Source organism: Pseudomonas azadiae, assembly GCF_019145355.1.
GTDB classification, from domain to species: Bacteria; Pseudomonadota; Gammaproteobacteria; order Pseudomonadales; family Pseudomonadaceae; genus Aquipseudomonas; species Aquipseudomonas azadiae.
On the sequence record NZ_JAHSTY010000001.1, the window covers coordinates 1,269,269 to 1,283,688 of the forward strand.

General features: G+C 61.8%; 18 protein-coding genes. All 18 read right to left on the reverse strand.

Annotated features, from left to right (window positions below):
- Nucleotides 1-274: 274 nt before the first annotated feature.
- From KVG91_RS05620 to KVG91_RS05700, 18 genes are read right to left on the reverse strand one after another with little or no spacing between them, the layout of a single operon-like run.
- Complete coding sequence (locus KVG91_RS05620) at nt 275-1,252, reverse strand: hypothetical protein (protein WP_169374848.1); 978 nt, start codon at nt 1,250-1,252, stop codon at nt 275-277.
- The gene (locus KVG91_RS05625) at nt 1,225-1,929 is read right to left on the reverse strand and encodes a hypothetical protein (RefSeq protein WP_169374847.1); all 705 of its coding nucleotides are present in this window, start codon (nt 1,927-1,929) and stop codon (nt 1,225-1,227) included. Before KVG91_RS05625 ends, KVG91_RS05620 begins: the two co-directional genes overlap by 28 nt.
- Nucleotides 1,926-2,477, reverse strand: a complete 552-nt coding sequence (locus KVG91_RS05630) for a baseplate complex protein (RefSeq protein ID WP_169374846.1) — start codon at nt 2,475-2,477, stop codon at nt 1,926-1,928. Before KVG91_RS05630 ends, KVG91_RS05625 begins: the two co-directional genes overlap by 4 nt.
- Nucleotides 2,474-3,397: a hypothetical protein gene (locus tag KVG91_RS05635; protein ID WP_169374887.1), complete on the reverse strand. Its 924-nt coding sequence runs from the start codon at nt 3,395-3,397 to the stop codon at nt 2,474-2,476. Before KVG91_RS05635 ends, KVG91_RS05630 begins: the two co-directional genes overlap by 4 nt.
- Before the next feature lies 1 nt (nt 3,398).
- On the reverse strand, nt 3,399-4,037 hold the full coding sequence (locus KVG91_RS05640) for a hypothetical protein (RefSeq protein WP_169374845.1): 639 nt from the start codon (nt 4,035-4,037) through the stop codon (nt 3,399-3,401).
- Nucleotides 4,038-4,039: 2 nt separating this feature from the next.
- A complete protein-coding gene (locus KVG91_RS28205) occupies nt 4,040-6,619 on the reverse strand; it encodes a phage tail-collar fiber domain-containing protein (RefSeq protein ID WP_318840829.1) in 2,580 nt (859 codons plus the stop codon).
- Between the two features lie 9 nt (nt 6,620-6,628).
- Nucleotides 6,629-7,153: a phage tail protein gene (locus KVG91_RS05650; RefSeq protein ID WP_169374844.1), complete on the reverse strand. Its 525-nt coding sequence runs from the start codon at nt 7,151-7,153 to the stop codon at nt 6,629-6,631.
- Nucleotides 7,150-8,322, reverse strand: coding sequence for a baseplate J/gp47 family protein (locus tag KVG91_RS05655; protein WP_169374843.1), 1,173 nt, complete (start codon nt 8,320-8,322; stop codon nt 7,150-7,152). Before KVG91_RS05655 ends, KVG91_RS05650 begins: the two co-directional genes overlap by 4 nt.
- Nucleotides 8,319-8,636, reverse strand: coding sequence for a DUF2590 family protein (locus tag KVG91_RS05660; RefSeq protein ID WP_065951881.1), 318 nt, complete (start codon nt 8,634-8,636; stop codon nt 8,319-8,321). The genes KVG91_RS05655 and KVG91_RS05660 overlap by 4 nt, the downstream gene beginning before the upstream one ends.
- Nucleotides 8,633-10,945, reverse strand: coding sequence for a phage tail tape measure protein (locus tag KVG91_RS05665; RefSeq protein ID WP_169374842.1), 2,313 nt, complete (start codon nt 10,943-10,945; stop codon nt 8,633-8,635). The genes KVG91_RS05660 and KVG91_RS05665 overlap by 4 nt, the downstream gene beginning before the upstream one ends.
- A 6-nt stretch (nt 10,946-10,951) precedes the next feature.
- On the reverse strand, nt 10,952-11,095 hold the full coding sequence (locus KVG91_RS27945) for a DUF6890 family protein (RefSeq protein WP_371132008.1): 144 nt from the start codon (nt 11,093-11,095) through the stop codon (nt 10,952-10,954).
- Between the two features lie 20 nt (nt 11,096-11,115).
- Nucleotides 11,116-11,403 (reverse strand): putative phage tail assembly chaperone, encoded by a 288-nt coding sequence (locus KVG91_RS05670; protein ID WP_032895740.1) that lies wholly within the window; start codon nt 11,401-11,403, stop codon nt 11,116-11,118.
- Nucleotides 11,404-11,437: 34 nt separating this feature from the next.
- Nucleotides 11,438-11,890: a lysis system i-spanin subunit Rz gene (locus KVG91_RS05675; protein WP_169374841.1), complete on the reverse strand. Its 453-nt coding sequence runs from the start codon at nt 11,888-11,890 to the stop codon at nt 11,438-11,440.
- Nucleotides 11,890-12,423 carry a lysozyme gene (locus KVG91_RS05680; RefSeq protein ID WP_169374840.1) on the reverse strand — a complete coding sequence of 178 codons (534 nt, stop codon included), beginning with the start codon at nt 12,421-12,423 and terminating at the stop codon, nt 11,890-11,892. The genes KVG91_RS05675 and KVG91_RS05680 overlap by 1 nt, the downstream gene beginning before the upstream one ends.
- Nucleotides 12,420-12,626, reverse strand: a complete 207-nt coding sequence (locus KVG91_RS05685) for a hypothetical protein (RefSeq protein ID WP_053253846.1) — start codon at nt 12,624-12,626, stop codon at nt 12,420-12,422. The genes KVG91_RS05680 and KVG91_RS05685 overlap by 4 nt, the downstream gene beginning before the upstream one ends.
- Nucleotides 12,623-12,841: a TraR/DksA C4-type zinc finger protein gene (locus KVG91_RS05690; protein WP_169374839.1), complete on the reverse strand. Its 219-nt coding sequence runs from the start codon at nt 12,839-12,841 to the stop codon at nt 12,623-12,625. Before KVG91_RS05690 ends, KVG91_RS05685 begins: the two co-directional genes overlap by 4 nt.
- Entirely contained in the window at nt 12,841-13,290 is a 450-nt protein-coding gene (locus tag KVG91_RS05695; RefSeq protein ID WP_169374838.1) for a phage protein, read from the reverse strand. Before KVG91_RS05695 ends, KVG91_RS05690 begins: the two co-directional genes overlap by 1 nt.
- 6 nt (nt 13,291-13,296) lie before the next feature.
- Nucleotides 13,297-14,418 (reverse strand): DUF2586 domain-containing protein, encoded by a 1,122-nt coding sequence (locus tag KVG91_RS05700; protein WP_169374837.1) that lies wholly within the window; start codon nt 14,416-14,418, stop codon nt 13,297-13,299.
- Nucleotides 14,419-14,420 lie beyond the last annotated feature (2 nt).

Genomic DNA, 14,420 nt, shown 5'->3' on the forward strand with positions numbered 1-14,420 from the left:
GTCAGCGCGCACCGCCTCCTGAAACATAAGGGTTTCACTGGAGCATTGACCAAATTTGATAGCCGTACTCGGCTAAGCGAAGTCATTACATGTAATGACATTGCTAAAGAATAAATCCGACGAACGGAAGTCGAACTGTATTATATAAACGACACTTGGCCTAAGTTGATCGCCTTTAGACTATCAGTATATCTTTTGGATATCTTTCAGATACCCTTGGATGTCTGCAAACGAGTTTGCACAGTTCTGTCCAGAAACCTGGAGCTTCATGAAGTCAGGTAGTTATTTTTTTGAGTCCGATTGCGAGCAAGGCGGCATTCGAGCCTAATGAAACGAAAGCAGCCGCGTCACCAGGGTTAGGCACAGGCCCAGGTAGATGCGTATGAGTAGCCAATTGCTTATTCAGCTGCTCTACCAAGTCGAGCAAATCACAAAGCACTTGGAGCACGTTTACCCCTTCAGAGCCCAGCCACGTCTTAGGTGCCACCAGCCGCTGACTGACTCCCGCCACGCTCTTCCGCAGCCCCTCAATCTTTTCCTCCATATCGCCTCCCACCGCAGCGTTGTGCTTCTGCCCCACTACCAGGTTCAGATCCCGTCCGGTTGCCTGATGCAAATCATCCACCGCCGCCAGGCTCGCGGATCCGCCCGACAGCAGCTTGAGCGCGCCCAGCGCCTCGATCGTCTTGATCCCTCCTACAGACTCAGTTGAGTGGTCGTCCACCGTCCTGGTGTGGTTCTGGAACATTTCCTTGTTGCCCATAGCCTCCACTTCCCGCTCGATCGCCTTGTCCCGGATCTTGCCGTCCGTTTGGCGCAGCCAATTGCCGTCGGCATCGACACGCTGCTGACAGGCTTCGCTGTGCTGCCACACCTGGTCACCCTTCGGCACGCTGGGCATGCTCAGGCCGTGGGGCAGGATGGTTTGGATATAGGGCTTATGCGGCAATCCATAGGCAAAGCACACCACAACCTGGGTGCCCTCTTCCGGGAAGGCATAGATGCCCATCTCTTCGCCACCGGTGGGCAGCGGCAAGGGCACGCCCGCCAGGATCGGCAGCTTGGTATCTGGCTCGCCGTCCGGCCCCATGACCTCGATGTCGACCGCATAGCGGGGCCGGAAGTCGTCGCAGATCCCGGCGCCAGCCGGGGCGTCGGCCACTGCGACAACCCGGGCAAAGCGTGGCAGGTGGTAACCGCCGGTAAGTTCAGGAAATTGTCGTTCTACGCTGCGGCGAATTGCGTCGTCCATCGGATGGCCATCTGGTTGTCGATGAGCGCCACACTGGTGATGCGCTCGCCGTGGTTGATTGTTGCACCTGGTCGCAACCCGGGAAGGGCTGCAATCATCGCGCTTTGATTGCCCTGGTAGTCATCGAACAGTTCCACCGGCAGCTGCAGCGGCGAGCGAACGCCAAAGAAGCTGTCGGCCCAACTGCCCACGAACACTTCCCCGTCACCCTGCTGCTGCCAGATGAAGTCGGGGATATTGAAAACCCGGGCCAGGCTGTCCATGGCTTGGTAGCCAGCGGCCAGGCTGTAGAAGAACGGCGCTTTGACGCCGGCGTATGGCCGGTTCGGGACGCGAAAGCGCAAACCGGTGTGCTGGCTGATCTCGACCAGGACGGCGCGCAGGTCGACGTGGCGCAGGTTTAGCGGCAGTGGGTTGGCCAGGATCGCGGCAAGCTCGCGGCAGAACAGCACCTGCTGGGTGCTGCTGGCCGTGGTAGAGCGCTCGACGTAGCCAATGAAGTGTCGCTGCAGCGTGTTCCCGTTGTAGCCGATATCGAGCGTTACCAGCCCCTTGACCGGCGCTTTAGCTTGAATGGTAAACGTCGCCCGGCCGGGGCTTTTCGCGTCCAGTCGGACTTCGTTTTTGACGAGGACATAGGGCACGCCATTGATGGCCAATTCCTTGTGCAGTTTCATGTGTTAGCGCCGCCCAACCAGCCGTCGACCTTTTTCAGCGTGGCTTCAAAGCCGGTCAGTTCTTCCGGTCCGCTGCTGGAGTCGCCACCGGTGCCGCCAGTGCCGCCCACTGCCCCGCCCGAGCCGGACTGCGCGGTGACCGCGTTGCCCGATCGCCGCCCTTCAACTTTCTCCGGGTTCGACAGCTTTTCAGTCAGGGTGAACTGGATCAGCCAGCCGCGCAGGTTGTCGTCTTCCCGGGCGCTCACGCCTTCGGTGAACGTCACTTGGCGCATACCAAACGCGGCGGCGGTGTCGTTGACGATCCGGTAAGTCTTGAGCTGACCACCGCCTTCGGTCGCTTCCACCAGGCGCATCAGGTCGCGCAGTTGCACCTGGTCAACGAAAGGAATCATCAGGCTGACCGTCAGGGTCTTAGGCTTAAAGCCTTTATGCCCCTTGTCGGTGTTGCTGGTCTGGCCCGACAGATCGTCGCTCTCGATGCGCAGATTGCCGGTGACCTTGAGGTTCTTCCCACGTACCTCTTGCCCGTCGAGTAGCAGCGTCATAGGCCCACCAACTCACGCACGAAACTCAAGCCCTTCTCAGATCCCACCAGCAGCGCGCCGGCACACAGCACCCACTCATGGCCCGGCGCATCACCGGCTAACAGCGCCTGGCGCAGCTCGGTGGCGTTACCTGGGCCGATCAAGCGAGCGCGCATGCTGCTGTCCGGGTTGCCATCGGCCAGCAAAGCTTTCAGATCGGCCAACTGCTGATCCCGGCCCTGCTGTTGCGCGGCCTTGCGCCCGGCCAGCGCGGCAAGGTCAGCCATGGGCGAGCTGTCCGCGGCGTAGCTCTCCAGGACGGCGAGCTGGCCAGCCATGGATTGCTGTGCGGCCTTGACCACAGTGCAGCGCTCCAGGGGTAGCGCCTGCCAACGCGGCAAGGTGCCGGCGGCGGGGATCTCCCACTTTTCCGTCTCCAGCTTCGACAGGTGCCGTGCGCGGCGCTCGGTTCGCACCAGGTCGGGCATGGGCAACAGGGCATTGAAGCGCGCCAGGCTGTTGGCCAACTGATCAAAGCGTGTGGCCAGGAACATCAGGCACAAGGCGAACTGGGGGCCATCGGGCCGGCCGGTGTCGCTTACATCCACGAGTTTGCCGGCCATCTGCTGCAGCAAGTTCGGGGCTGACAGGAAACGCTGGTAGCCGCGGCCCTGGCCAATGCCGCTTTGAAACGGCGTCACCACCAGGCACGCCGGTGCCTCGCCCATTTGGTCAGCGAGCGCCGCACGGCCTGCAGCGATTGCGCCCCCTGCCGCACCACCCACCGGGCCTGGGCTGGTGCTGGTTTTACCATTGAGGTCCGCCAGGCGCTTGGCCGTGCTGGCCAGCTCGCCGCCAGCCAAGCCCTGGGCGGCTGACAGCTGACCCATCCATTCGGTAGCTTGGGCAGGCCAGCGCATTGTCACCGGCGACCAGGTCATGTCAGGCATTTGGCAGCACCAGGACAGGCAGCTCGGCCACCAGCTCGGCGCTGGTAGGTGTCTTGCGCTTGCCCTGCTCGATCACCGCCAACTGGTCGTAGCAGTACGCCCAGCACAGCGACCGCCAAGTACGGAAGGCCACACCATCAGCTTGAAATTTTGGTACCGAGGGCTCATCCGCGTAGGTGATCACGTCCTTGAGGTCGTTGTACCCGGCGGCCTTTGCGGTCTTATCGAGGAACGCTTGTACGCCGGCCATGTACTCGGCTTTGCGTTGCTCCCAGGTCAACGGCGGCGGATCGATCGCCACGGGGCGGCCCTTTACCGCCTGAATGACTTTGCCCAGGGCCTGCGCGGCAAATAGCGCCTGGTATTCGCCCAGGGATATTTCCAGCATCTCGCTGGCTGGTGGCAGGCTGCAGGCAGGGTTGGATACTTCAATCGACGGCGGCGCGGCCTTGGGGTCTTTGACCCTGATCATCGGGGGTTTGAGCATTGGGCCCTCCACCGCCATCCAGCTGGGATCCGGGATGCTGATCATCGGGTGCTTCCACTTCGGGTCAGCCACCAGAATGGTGCGCTCACCGTGAGCGCGGGTATCGTAAAAGCCTGCGGTTTTTTCGTGAAAATAAATGCTCATGGTTAGTACCCAGTGGCCTCCCAGTAGATTTCATCAGGCGAATTGAACGGGCCAGAAATGACCGAAAACTGCGCATTGCTGACGATCAGCGTGTTGGTACCGGTGGCGACGTCGGAATAGAAAAGGCTGGTCCGGCTTGCGACCAGAGACACGCACCGGTTCGGGAAGGCGATTGGAAAACTACGGTGGGTCACGTTGTCAGATGCGCCCAGCGTGAACCCCCACTGCCGAATGAGGCCGGTTTGCGCGCACTTCCACCACCCGTTGGGGCTCAAGGATGCAGTGTTCTTCAACACGGCACCGGGCACATCGGGAGTCGCCTGGGGCAGATTGGTCAGCCCGCTTGCATCGCCGCTATAAACGCCGGTGACGCGCAGGTTGCCGCCTTCGGTGAGCGTGAGAGCGTTGTTGGTACCGCCTACATGCATGACGACGCTTGGCGGAGTGGTGGAGCCGCCGCCGGCGTAAACCTCCATGGACGCCAGATGACGTTCTGCCCAGTTGGTTGCCTTCCACATCAAGTAAGCATTGCCGTTGTCAGGGCAGTCGACCTGAACCGCAGGGAATCGCGATCGCCAGTCAACAAACGCGCCTGCCATGGCGCGGAAGTCAAACCGCGCCGTTCCAGTCAGATTTCCGCCGCTAAGAGGCAGTTTCGAGTTGTCCCCGATCGCGATATTGGCGGTGCCGTCGAACGCTACACCGTTGATTAGTCGAGGCGTGGCCAGCTTGGTCGCGGTAGCGGCATTACCTGATACAGCAATATCGTAGGTGCCGCTCAATCGGGCCTTGGGCAGCGTGCCAAGGGTCAGCGCGTTGGCGTTCAAGCCGGTCAACTGCCCACCATCGCCAAAATACGAACCCTTGATGGTCAAGTGCCCGGCACCGTCTAGGATGAACGCCGCAATGGTTCCGCCCACGTGCATGACCACCGAGGGCAACGAGACGGCCGTTCCACCGGCGTAGACCTCCATGGCGGCCAGGTGGCGCTCGCTCCAGTTGGTGCCTTTCCATACAGAATAGGAGGCAGTATTGGCCGGGCAGTCGATCTGAATTGCGGCTTGGCGCTCCTGCCAACTGACGAACGAGCCACCAATCGTCGGCGCATTGAATCGCACGCTGCCGGTCAATGTTCCGCCGGCAAGCGGCAGTTTGGAATCATCAACGATCGCGACATTTTGGGTACCGTCGAATGCTACGCCGTTGATCAGCCGTGCCGTCTCCAGACGGGTAGCGGTACCGGCGTTGCCCGTCACCTGAATATCGTAAGCCCCGTACAGTCTGGTCCGGGGCACGGTGCCGGCAGCTAGGGCGCTGGCGTTGAGATTGACCAACCCCCCGCCGTTACCGGTCAGCAGCCCGGTGATCGCCACACCGTCGACAGACACCCGCACACCGTTGCCGGTCAGGTATCCATCAGCCCCCAACCCCATGAATAAAGTTTTGAAGCCGGTGGCGGAGCCATACCCGCCGATGCTGCCAACGACGCTATCGCCGGACGTGAACGTCATCCCACGCGCCCAGGCGCTGCCAAAATAGTTGCCAGCCGCATAGACCACATCACCGACCATCGTGCCGCCGGTCAACGGCAGCTTGGTGGCGTCCTGCACCGTGATGTCCTGGGTCCCGTCAAAGGCCACGCCATTGATCGCGCGCGGGTTGGCCAACCGCGTGGCGGAGCCCGAACGCAAGTCAGGGTAGTGACCCACCTTGGCGGCGAAGTGATCGACCAGCGGGCCATCGATGGGCGCGACCACGCGCAGATCGTTGATCTGGTTGGCGCTCACCAGGTGCGCCAGCGGGATGCAGTAATGCCAACTGCCGTCAGTGTCCAGGTAGTCGGCCTGGTCGGGGTCAAACACCACCTTCCAACTGGCCACCACGTCGTTCAGCTCTCGGCGCAGGGACACGCGCAGCCACACCGGTGCCGGCAATGCAGGCGGCGCGATCGGCAAGGCGCTGGCCAGCTCGACGCGGATACCTTCGATATAAGCCAGGCCAGGCTTCAGCCGGTACCCGGCCGCGACCTTTTCCACCTGCAGACCGTTGCGGTAGAAGCACGCTCGGCCAAACACGTCGCGGTTACTCTGCCGCTCGCGCTCATCAATCCCTTTGAGGCGCACGGTGAAGTCATGCTGCCAGGTGCTGGCATCAATCGTGATGCCGGTCAGCGCCTGGGCCCCATCAAACACCACCAGGATATTGCGGGTGACGTTGTTGCCCAGCTGTTGCGGCGGGATGTTCTTGCGCTTCTGCTGCACCGGCACGTAAGCCACGGCCAGCAACACGTTCTCGGCGGTTTCCAGGCCGATCCAGTTCCAATCAAAGTCCCCGATATCGCTGCCCAACATCGAGCTGTAGACCACCTGATTGGGGTTTACGAAGCCGATATTTTGCGGCGGGATCGTGTAGGTGTGGACGATCTGCGCCGCCGGCGGCTTCGGCGCGGCGCGGTCGACCGGGCTGTTTGGGTTCAGCCCAGGTACGTTGGCATAGACAAAGCGAACGACTTCTAGGCGCTGCTGCGCGCCGAGTTTTTGAGCAATCAGGCTTTCGCCTGCAAGGGTAATACTGGCTCCCACAGGAGGCTCCTACAGGCTGGCAATCAGCGTTTGCTGATCGTCGTTAAAGTCAGCCGCGACGATGCGCAGCGATACGGGGGTGAGGGTCACGAAGTCGTAGCGCCGGCAGGTGCGGCCGTACTGCTGAATCAGCACGCGCAGCAGCTCCGGGTTCTGCGACAGTTGGGAGTCGGAAAGACGCAGCATCACCACGTCCCAGTCCCGATCGGGCATGCGTTCGTCAATCTCGACGTAACCCACGCCCAACCGCTGCAGGATGCGTTTGAGCCCAGCCGTGCTGCCGGCGTCTACCGCGTTGATAAAGGCGAACTTGATCCGCAGGCGATACAGGCTTTCGGGCTCATCCTTGAAGCGGCTGATATCCCGTTGCCAGGCCAGCAGGTCCAGCACGGTCAAGTGGCAAGTTTCGGCATCCATCTGCAGCAGAGGCCATTGCAGCCAGCTTTCGACCTTCTCCCACCAGGACTGGGCGGCTGCTTTCAGCTTGGCCAGCTGCGGACCATCGAGCCAAAACGGCAAATTCAGCTTGATCATGCCGGCACCACCTGCAGGCTTTTGATCCTGGGAATGCTCAGCTCTGACACGATGTCGGCATTGTCAAAATGCAGCGACTCAATGCCAGGGAACTGCTGGTGAAGTTCTTCGCCCAGGCGGCTGAATGAAAACCGCGACTGGGGATAGGTCAGCGTCGGCTGATAGTCACCGGTACCGCTCTCGCGGAACGCCGCACGAATGAACTGTTCCACCTCGGCGCGCAGCTTGGTGCGCTGCTCGACGGTCAGCAGCGGCCGTGCCCACAGGGTCAGGCTCAGCGCGTGCTGGGTTTCTGGCATGACCATCACCAGCAGGTCATCACCGTGGCCATGGTTTCCTTGATCGCGGATATGCGCGTTGATTTGCTCCAGGTAAGTCGCCGCCGGCACGTCTGCATCAAACAGCACGTAGGCATTGGCACTGCCTGGCCCACGCGGTGCACCGTGCAAGAAATACACGCCGTCCGGTCGCACGCCCGGGAAGGCTGAGATCATGGCGCGATACACAGAGTCGGTGTGCCATTGGTTGACCGCCGAGAATTGGTTGCGCACGCGCAAACGCAGTTGATCGTCCGGCTCTGGATCCGCACCTGGTGCGATCAGCCAGCCGTCCGCGTTCACCACTTGGACGATGCCGGCAATGGGCACCGGCAGGATGGCGTAGTAACCCGGGGCCAGGTTGTAGCCGCTGCCCACTTCCTGGGCCTCTACCGGGACTTCCAGCTGCAGCACGCCGTCCGCGAAGGTGACGGCCTGGCTAGTGATCAATTGATAGATATGCCCGTTGATCGCTGCGGACTGCACTCTCACGCCGGCGGGCAATTCCAACGCACCACCCGGCACATCGCGGGTGAACAGCAGCACGCCTTTGGCCTTGGTCGCGCCTTTGCGCTCGACGTTTACCGCCCAGGCCAGCATATCCAGCCATTTATCGCGTGCGGTTTTGACAAAGAAGTTCGGCAGGATCGTGCCGCTGACGAAGTTGATCAGCCACAGCACCGGCTTAGTCACCAGCGCGGTGATTACCCGCCAGAACGGCGAATAGGCGCTGGTATTGCTCATCTTGCTGCCCTGGGCCGCGACTTCCTTTTCCCACGCCTGGCGCAAGCCTTCCTCGGTGACTGGGATGCCGCCGTCTGCCAGAGCCTGCTTAAAATCTACGTCGCTCACAGGGTCACCTCGATGTCGCCAAATTTCAGCGTTTTCGCCGTGACCAGGTACTGGCCAGACTCCACTTGTTTAATCAGGGCTGTGCCCGGTACCAGGCGCTCGTCGGCCTCCACCAGCAATTCCAACTGCTGGATGCAATCGCGCTGACGCAGGCGGCTGCGCTCGGCCACCAAGGTGACCAGCAAGCCGCTCTCGCGAATCATGTGCGCGATGTCCTGGGCGATGCTGGCCCGGTCCTCGATCAGCAGCGGCTGACGCGATGGGTCCAGGACCAGGTCGTTGTCTGCGATCAGCAGGTCGATGTATTCGCTCATCCGCCCACCGCCATGGCCAACATGCCTTCCAGCTCCAGCGGGTTCATCGGTTTGCCGGTGTGAATGTTGACGTTCTCCACGTGGGTGCCCTTGTTTTGGGTTTGGTTGTTGTTCTGGATGCTGGCCAGCAAGCCGCCCCGGGGCACGGCGTCGGGCCGTTTCGGTGACAGGCTGGTCACGGCGTTGTTGATCCGCTGCTGGCTCTGCTCGGCCTTCTCGGTCGGCTTGGACGCCGTGACCAGAGCCGGCGGTTGCGTTGGCTGCGTAACGTGTAGTTGCGGCCCGATCGGCGCCGGCGTTTTTAATGCCGGCGCTGCCACCAGGGCCGGCGCCGTACGCGGGGCTTCGGGAGCGGTCAGTGGCTGCGCGATCGGCGCCGGGGTTTTCGGCACAGGTGCCAGCACCAGGGCCGGCGCTTGGGTCCGCGGCTGCAGAGCGTTGAGGGCTGGCAGGGCCGGTGCCGGTGCTTTTGACGTGGCAGCCATCACCAGGGGCGGCGCCTGGATGGGTTGCTGGGGAGCGCTCACCAATTGCGGCAGCAACGGTGCCTCGACCTGGGGCGCGCTGATGGTCGGCAAGTCCGGCGCGGCTGGCATGTCGCCAAACGCCGCCTCGATGTTCACGCCGGGGATCTTGTTCAACATCTCGATCAGGCCGTTGATCGCGCTTTTAAAAATGTTGACGATGCCGTCCCAGGCCGCGCTGGCCATGGCTGACCAGCCGCCCATCGAATCGAACCACTCAGACAGCGCGGTCAGTTGGCCGCTGACCCACTGGAACGCCTCGCTGTTAAGCAGCGCACTGGTCCACTCGTCCCAATAGACGATCGCCGCCGCAACAGCCGCGACCAGGGCAACAATGCCGATCACGATCCAGGTCACCGGGTTGGCCAACAACGCGGTATTGACCAGCCAGATCGCGCCCTGCCACAGCAGCATCGCGCCCTTGACCAAGCCCATCCAGGCGACCATCAGCACCAAGCCAGCCACAAAACCGATCACCATCACGGTGTGGTACAGGAACATTGCGATGCTGCGGTAGCCCGACCAGGTGAGAGCGTTCCACACCACAGTCGCTCCCAGCCAAGCCATTTTCGACAGCCCCACGGTCAGGGTCAGCAGCGACATGGCGGCGGTGATCGCCAGGAACGACAGCGTGACTATCCCAATCAGCCGGGTAATGTTGGGGAACAACTGGGTCCAACGAGTCAGCGTGCTTGCAATGCCCACCAGGCGATCCATCAACGGTGTCAGGATCGGAATCAATGACTGGCCAAAAGCGATGCGTAGCGCTTGCACGGCGGCGCCGAACTGCTGCCACGGGTCCACCATGTTTTTGGCCATACGCTCGGCATTCTCCAGGCCACGCACATTGCCCAGTTGCTCCATGCCGTTTTTCAAGCGGCCGGTGTCGCCCATCAGTGTGGTAATCAGACGTGCCGCTTCACCACCAAAGGCGTCGCGCAGCTGCTTGCCGTTGGCCTCAATCGACAGATCCCCGAACTTGCCCTTGAGCTTGTCCAGGATGTCCATCATCGGCAACAACTTGCCCTGCTGGTCAACAAAGGACATGCCGAGCTTTTCCGATGCGCCGCTGACGTTCTCAAAGAAAGACTTGTAGAGACCACCGGCCTCCCCGCCATCCATGGTGCTGCCCAACGTGCCCAGCACCGCCATTTGCTCGGCCAGGCTCACGCCTGCAGTGCTGGCCAGGCCGCCGGCGGCTTTGAAGGCTTCGCCGATCTGCTCGCCGCTGGTGCGAAACAGCTGCACCGCCGTGGCGGTTTGGCCAGCCAGGGTTTCAACCCACTGCCCTTTCCCCATTGCGTCAGCTTGGCCTTTGAACAGGTTGTACATCGTGCCGACGTACGTGCCCATGGTGTCGGCGTCGGCCTTGGTAGCCTTGGCCAACACGTCGCTGGCGTTGGTAAAAGTCGCCAACTGGTTGCCCACTAGTCCCTTGATGGCGCCTTCAATGTGATACGCCGAGGCGACAAAATCCCTGGCGTTTTCGCCATACGCCACGGAAAACTCCAAAGACTTGCGATTCAGCGCATTCAACGCATCCTCGGCCACGTTCAACGATCGAACTTCGCCTAGGGCGCGATTCATCTCAAGGGCTGGTTCCATGGATTGGGTAATACCGACATACGCGCCCGTAATGCCCGCCAGACCAAACCCCATCGTCTTGATGTGCTTTTCGCTCTGTTCAGCCAAATCAGAAAAGCCCATCTTGACCTTCCCCAGCGGGGCGGTGACCTTATCGGTCAGGCTCAAAATGAAGGCCAGGCGGGCGCTTTTGTCAGCCATCAGTGTTTATCCGTTGAGTGCGTGGGCAATGCCGTTGGCAATGGCGATCTCCATCCGGCGCCAGTGCTCATCCTCCAGCCACTTGGCCGTCCCCATCACCTCGGCGGTGGGTTCGGCACCAGGTAGCCAGCGGCCGGCCAGGGCCACCAGTTGGCCAAGGCCGTTCTCGGTCAGTCGTTCGGCGTGGTCGAGGGCTTTTTTACGGTAATTTCAACGTCTGGGCCGTACTCCTCGAGGAGCGCGCCGGCCAGCTGCATGACCAGTACCGGGTTGCCCAGCTGGGCCTTGAGGGTGGCGCGCTGTTCCTGCTTAACGGTGGTCACCAGCAGGTTGTTGGCCGGCGAAACCTTGTTGGTCTGGGTCACGGCGTTGAAGTACTTGGTCACGTCTTGCGGGGTCAGGGCGAAGGTAAATTCCTTGTCGCCGACTTCCAGGGTGATATCGCGTGTATCGGTCATGGTGTTGCTCCGTTCAGATTTAGAAAGTGTTGAATCAGCGCAGGCAAACCCGGCGCACATGGTCCTGCAGGCCCAGAATCATTTGCCGACTGAGGGCAAGCTGATCTCTGAGGGTGAAATAATCCTGTCGAGCGTTTGCTGTGAGTTCGGCGGTGCCTGCATTAGCCAAGCCGCCGGCGCCGGCCGCTGGGGTGGCTGGGGCGCTGCAGGTGGCGTTGAGGAGCAACCGCTTATCGCCAGCGTCAACAGCGCGGCGCAAGCCGTCGTTTTCAATGCGTTCATCGTTGAGTTCCTGGGTACGTTGAAGGTCTATGGCGTCACGCTCGGCCAGCATCTCGCCGCTGATCCGCGTCGCTTCGCGCAGGCCGCTGGCTTCGAACAGCGCGGCGTCACGCTCACTACGGGCCGTGTCGCGCTGGCCTTCCAGCAGGTCGAAGCCGAACCAGGCCACCAGGCACACCACCAGGATGAAAAAGCCTTCGCGCATCACAAGCCCGCCTGACACAAAGCAGCTTCCGCCAGTCGGCGCGCATGCAGGCCCGGGATAAACACTTTCTTGCCCTGGACGGTGGTGACAAAGGCCCACACCGGCGTCCTACCGTCAGACGCCCAGGCCAGCGCCTGGCAGCCTTCTTTGATGCGGCCGGCATTGATCAGGCCGACTGCGCGACTGGCGCACGTGCTGGCCGTGCCGAAGTTGTGGCCATGGCTGCTCAGGGCGTCGAAAGTGTTCTGACCCACGTCCTGATTGGTGATGCAGTCGGCCAGCTCCAGTTGGCCTTTGCTGATCACCAGCTGCTCCACCTCGTTGCAGCGAGCGTCCGACCAGTAATCCCCCACAACCACCGGGTAAGGGCTGGTGTGGCGGGTGATGCCCTTGCACACGGTTGGTAGGCCACGGGCCAGCTTGTCGGCGTAGACGGTGTTCTGGCCGTTGCCTTCCCATGTGCCCAAAAACAGCACCAGCGTGGAGCTGCAGAGCGCGATAGCGCCGGCGGCGATCTTGCCGCGCAGGCTCATGGCTTCACCTTCCAGTCGCGCAGCATCTGGCGATACTTGGGAACCAACAGCAGGATCTGCAGCACCATGTAAACGGCAGTCAGCATGTAGGCGACAGCCGACCAATCGATGGCCCCTGTCGCCCCGGTGGCGGCTACACCGATCGCAGGTGACGCCTTCGCCAGTGCGATGGCGGTGTCCTGGGCCGCCTGATTCGTGCTCATCGCTGCACTCCTTTTTCGAAAAAGGACTGGCACGGGACGCAGCGGGTCTTGCCGCCGAGCGCCTGGCGCGCTGCAGGAATCTCGTTATCACAGTCCAGGCAGTGAGTAAGGCTTGGGCCCGCTGACTCACGCCGGGCCTGGGCCAACTGGGCGTTGATAGCCTGGTCCCGCTGACGTTGTTCCAGGGCTTGGGCGCGATCGAACGGGCAGACCATCAGCTAATACCCTCGATCTCGGTGGCATCCAGGTACGGCACGCCGTTGATACGGATAAAGTCGGGGCTGGTGACCTCAAAAGGCACCTTGTGCTTGGTCTTCTCGCCGCCCTTGGGATCGATGCTCAGCAGGCTGGACACCTTCAACTTGCAGCCGAAGGCCTCAACGCGCAGCTCGTCGTCGCCGGCCTTGGCAAAGAACACCGTGTCGAAGGCATCGAGCTTGCGAAAACTGCCGGCAGTGCGTGCCGCTTCGATCAGCAGGTTGAAGTTGGTGGAATCCAGCTCCAGTTCGCCGGACGCCGCCACATCGCCGTCGACGTAGCCGTCAGGCACGCCACGGGTTTGTGCGGTCTTGCTGTTGTCGGTGATATCCAGGGTGCAGCTTTCGACGTGTACCAGCAGATCGCCCAGGTTCACGTCGAAGTTCTTGCCGCCAATACGTGACATGAGGGGTTACTCCGAATCGTCGTTGGAAAGGTCCAGGGCGATGTTCGCCGTGAGGTCTTTCGGGCAGTTGTGAGGCTTGAGCTTGATGTACACCTCAACGGCGGTTTTGCTCTTCCAGGTCAGCACGATGTCGCCGTCTTTCGGCGACTCGATCTCACCCGGGAACACCTCGCCGGCGAACTTGACCGACTTGGCCATGCGGCGCAGCGGCGCCATCAGGGCGGTGACGTTCACGGCCATGCTGTTGGGGGTGTTGTTCAAGCGGCGATCGGCTACGCGGCGAATCAACAGCGGCCGGACTTGGCGCGCGGCCTTGTCCGCAAGGCGCAGGTACTCCACGACCTGGTAGTCGCTACCTGGCGAATCGAGCATGTTGCCGTCGCCCCAGTACACGCCCGGGTAATCGGAATAGGTCTGGGAGACGGAGAAACGCGCCTTGTCGAGTTCCGCGCGGATCGAGGACGGCAATGGCACGCCTTCGGAGTCGACAGGTACGGCGCCAAGCCCCAGCACTGCGCCGGTGGCCACGCGCATCGGGCTGTCAGCAATGCTGACGGCCGCGTTGGCCAGCCTGCCGGCCAACACGCCCAGGTCGTTACCGTGCAACTGCGGCACTACCAGGACACGCGGTGCTGATACGCCGGCGGTGATCGCTTTTTGGGCCACCAGGTACTCGGCCCAGCTTTGATACGGGCTCAGCGACAGGCCGGCCGTGGCCGCCATCACAAAGGCGCGACGGCCGTAGGTATCATTCATCGACACGGCCGCGTCGTGCATGGCCGACAGCTCGGCGCCGGTGGCCACCGGCTTGGTGATCACCACCGCCTCGACGGAAAAGCCCTGCTGCTGGGACATCTCCAGGGCTTTGGTCCAGTCGCCGTCCGGCGCGATCGGCGCTGCCAGGCACGCCCAGCGATCGCCACCGTTCAGGCGTGCGGCAGTGACCTGGGTTTTCAGGTCACTGGCCGGTAGGCCCAGTTGGGTGTCCAGATCGCTATCGGTGTTGAGGGCGATCAATTTGCCGGTGTTTTTCGGACCGGGGCCGATGAACAGAAAATAGCGCTCGATCTCAGTCACGGCGCCTTGGCCCAGATTGAGATTGTTAACGCTGACTTTGCCAAGTGCCATGC

Excerpts from the sequence above, each read along its gene's own strand:
- KVG91_RS05620 (WP_169374848.1), bottom strand. The coding sequence starts at position 1,252 with ATGGACGACGCAATTCGCCGCAGCGTAGAACGACAATTTCCTGAACTT.
- KVG91_RS05625 (WP_169374847.1), bottom strand. The coding sequence starts at position 1,929 with ATGAAACTGCACAAGGAATTGGCCATCAATGGCGTGCCCTATGTCCTC.
- KVG91_RS05630 (WP_169374846.1), bottom strand. The coding sequence starts at position 2,477 with ATGACGCTGCTACTCGACGGGCAAGAGGTACGTGGGAAGAACCTCAAG.
- KVG91_RS05635 (WP_169374887.1), bottom strand. The coding sequence starts at position 3,397 with ATGACCTGGTCGCCGGTGACAATGCGCTGGCCTGCCCAAGCTACCGAA.
- KVG91_RS05640 (WP_169374845.1), bottom strand. The coding sequence starts at position 4,037 with ATGAGCATTTATTTTCACGAAAAAACCGCAGGCTTTTACGATACCCGC.
- KVG91_RS05650 (WP_169374844.1), bottom strand. The coding sequence starts at position 7,153 with ATGATCAAGCTGAATTTGCCGTTTTGGCTCGATGGTCCGCAGCTGGCC.
- KVG91_RS05660 (WP_065951881.1), bottom strand. The coding sequence starts at position 8,636 with ATGAGCGAATACATCGACCTGCTGATCGCAGACAACGACCTGGTCCTG.
- KVG91_RS05665 (WP_169374842.1), bottom strand. The coding sequence starts at position 10,945 with ATGGCTGACAAAAGCGCCCGCCTGGCCTTCATTTTGAGCCTGACCGAT.
- KVG91_RS05670 (WP_032895740.1), bottom strand. The coding sequence starts at position 11,403 with ATGACCGATACACGCGATATCACCCTGGAAGTCGGCGACAAGGAATTT.
- KVG91_RS05675 (WP_169374841.1), bottom strand. The coding sequence starts at position 11,890 with ATGCGCGAAGGCTTTTTCATCCTGGTGGTGTGCCTGGTGGCCTGGTTC.
- KVG91_RS05680 (WP_169374840.1), bottom strand. The coding sequence starts at position 12,423 with ATGAGCCTGCGCGGCAAGATCGCCGCCGGCGCTATCGCGCTCTGCAGC.
- KVG91_RS05685 (WP_053253846.1), bottom strand. The coding sequence starts at position 12,626 with ATGAGCACGAATCAGGCGGCCCAGGACACCGCCATCGCACTGGCGAAG.
- KVG91_RS05690 (WP_169374839.1), bottom strand. The coding sequence starts at position 12,841 with ATGGTCTGCCCGTTCGATCGCGCCCAAGCCCTGGAACAACGTCAGCGG.
- KVG91_RS05695 (WP_169374838.1), bottom strand. The coding sequence starts at position 13,290 with ATGTCACGTATTGGCGGCAAGAACTTCGACGTGAACCTGGGCGATCTG.
- KVG91_RS05700 (WP_169374837.1), bottom strand. The coding sequence starts at position 14,418 with ATGGCACTTGGCAAAGTCAGCGTTAACAATCTCAATCTGGGCCAAGGC.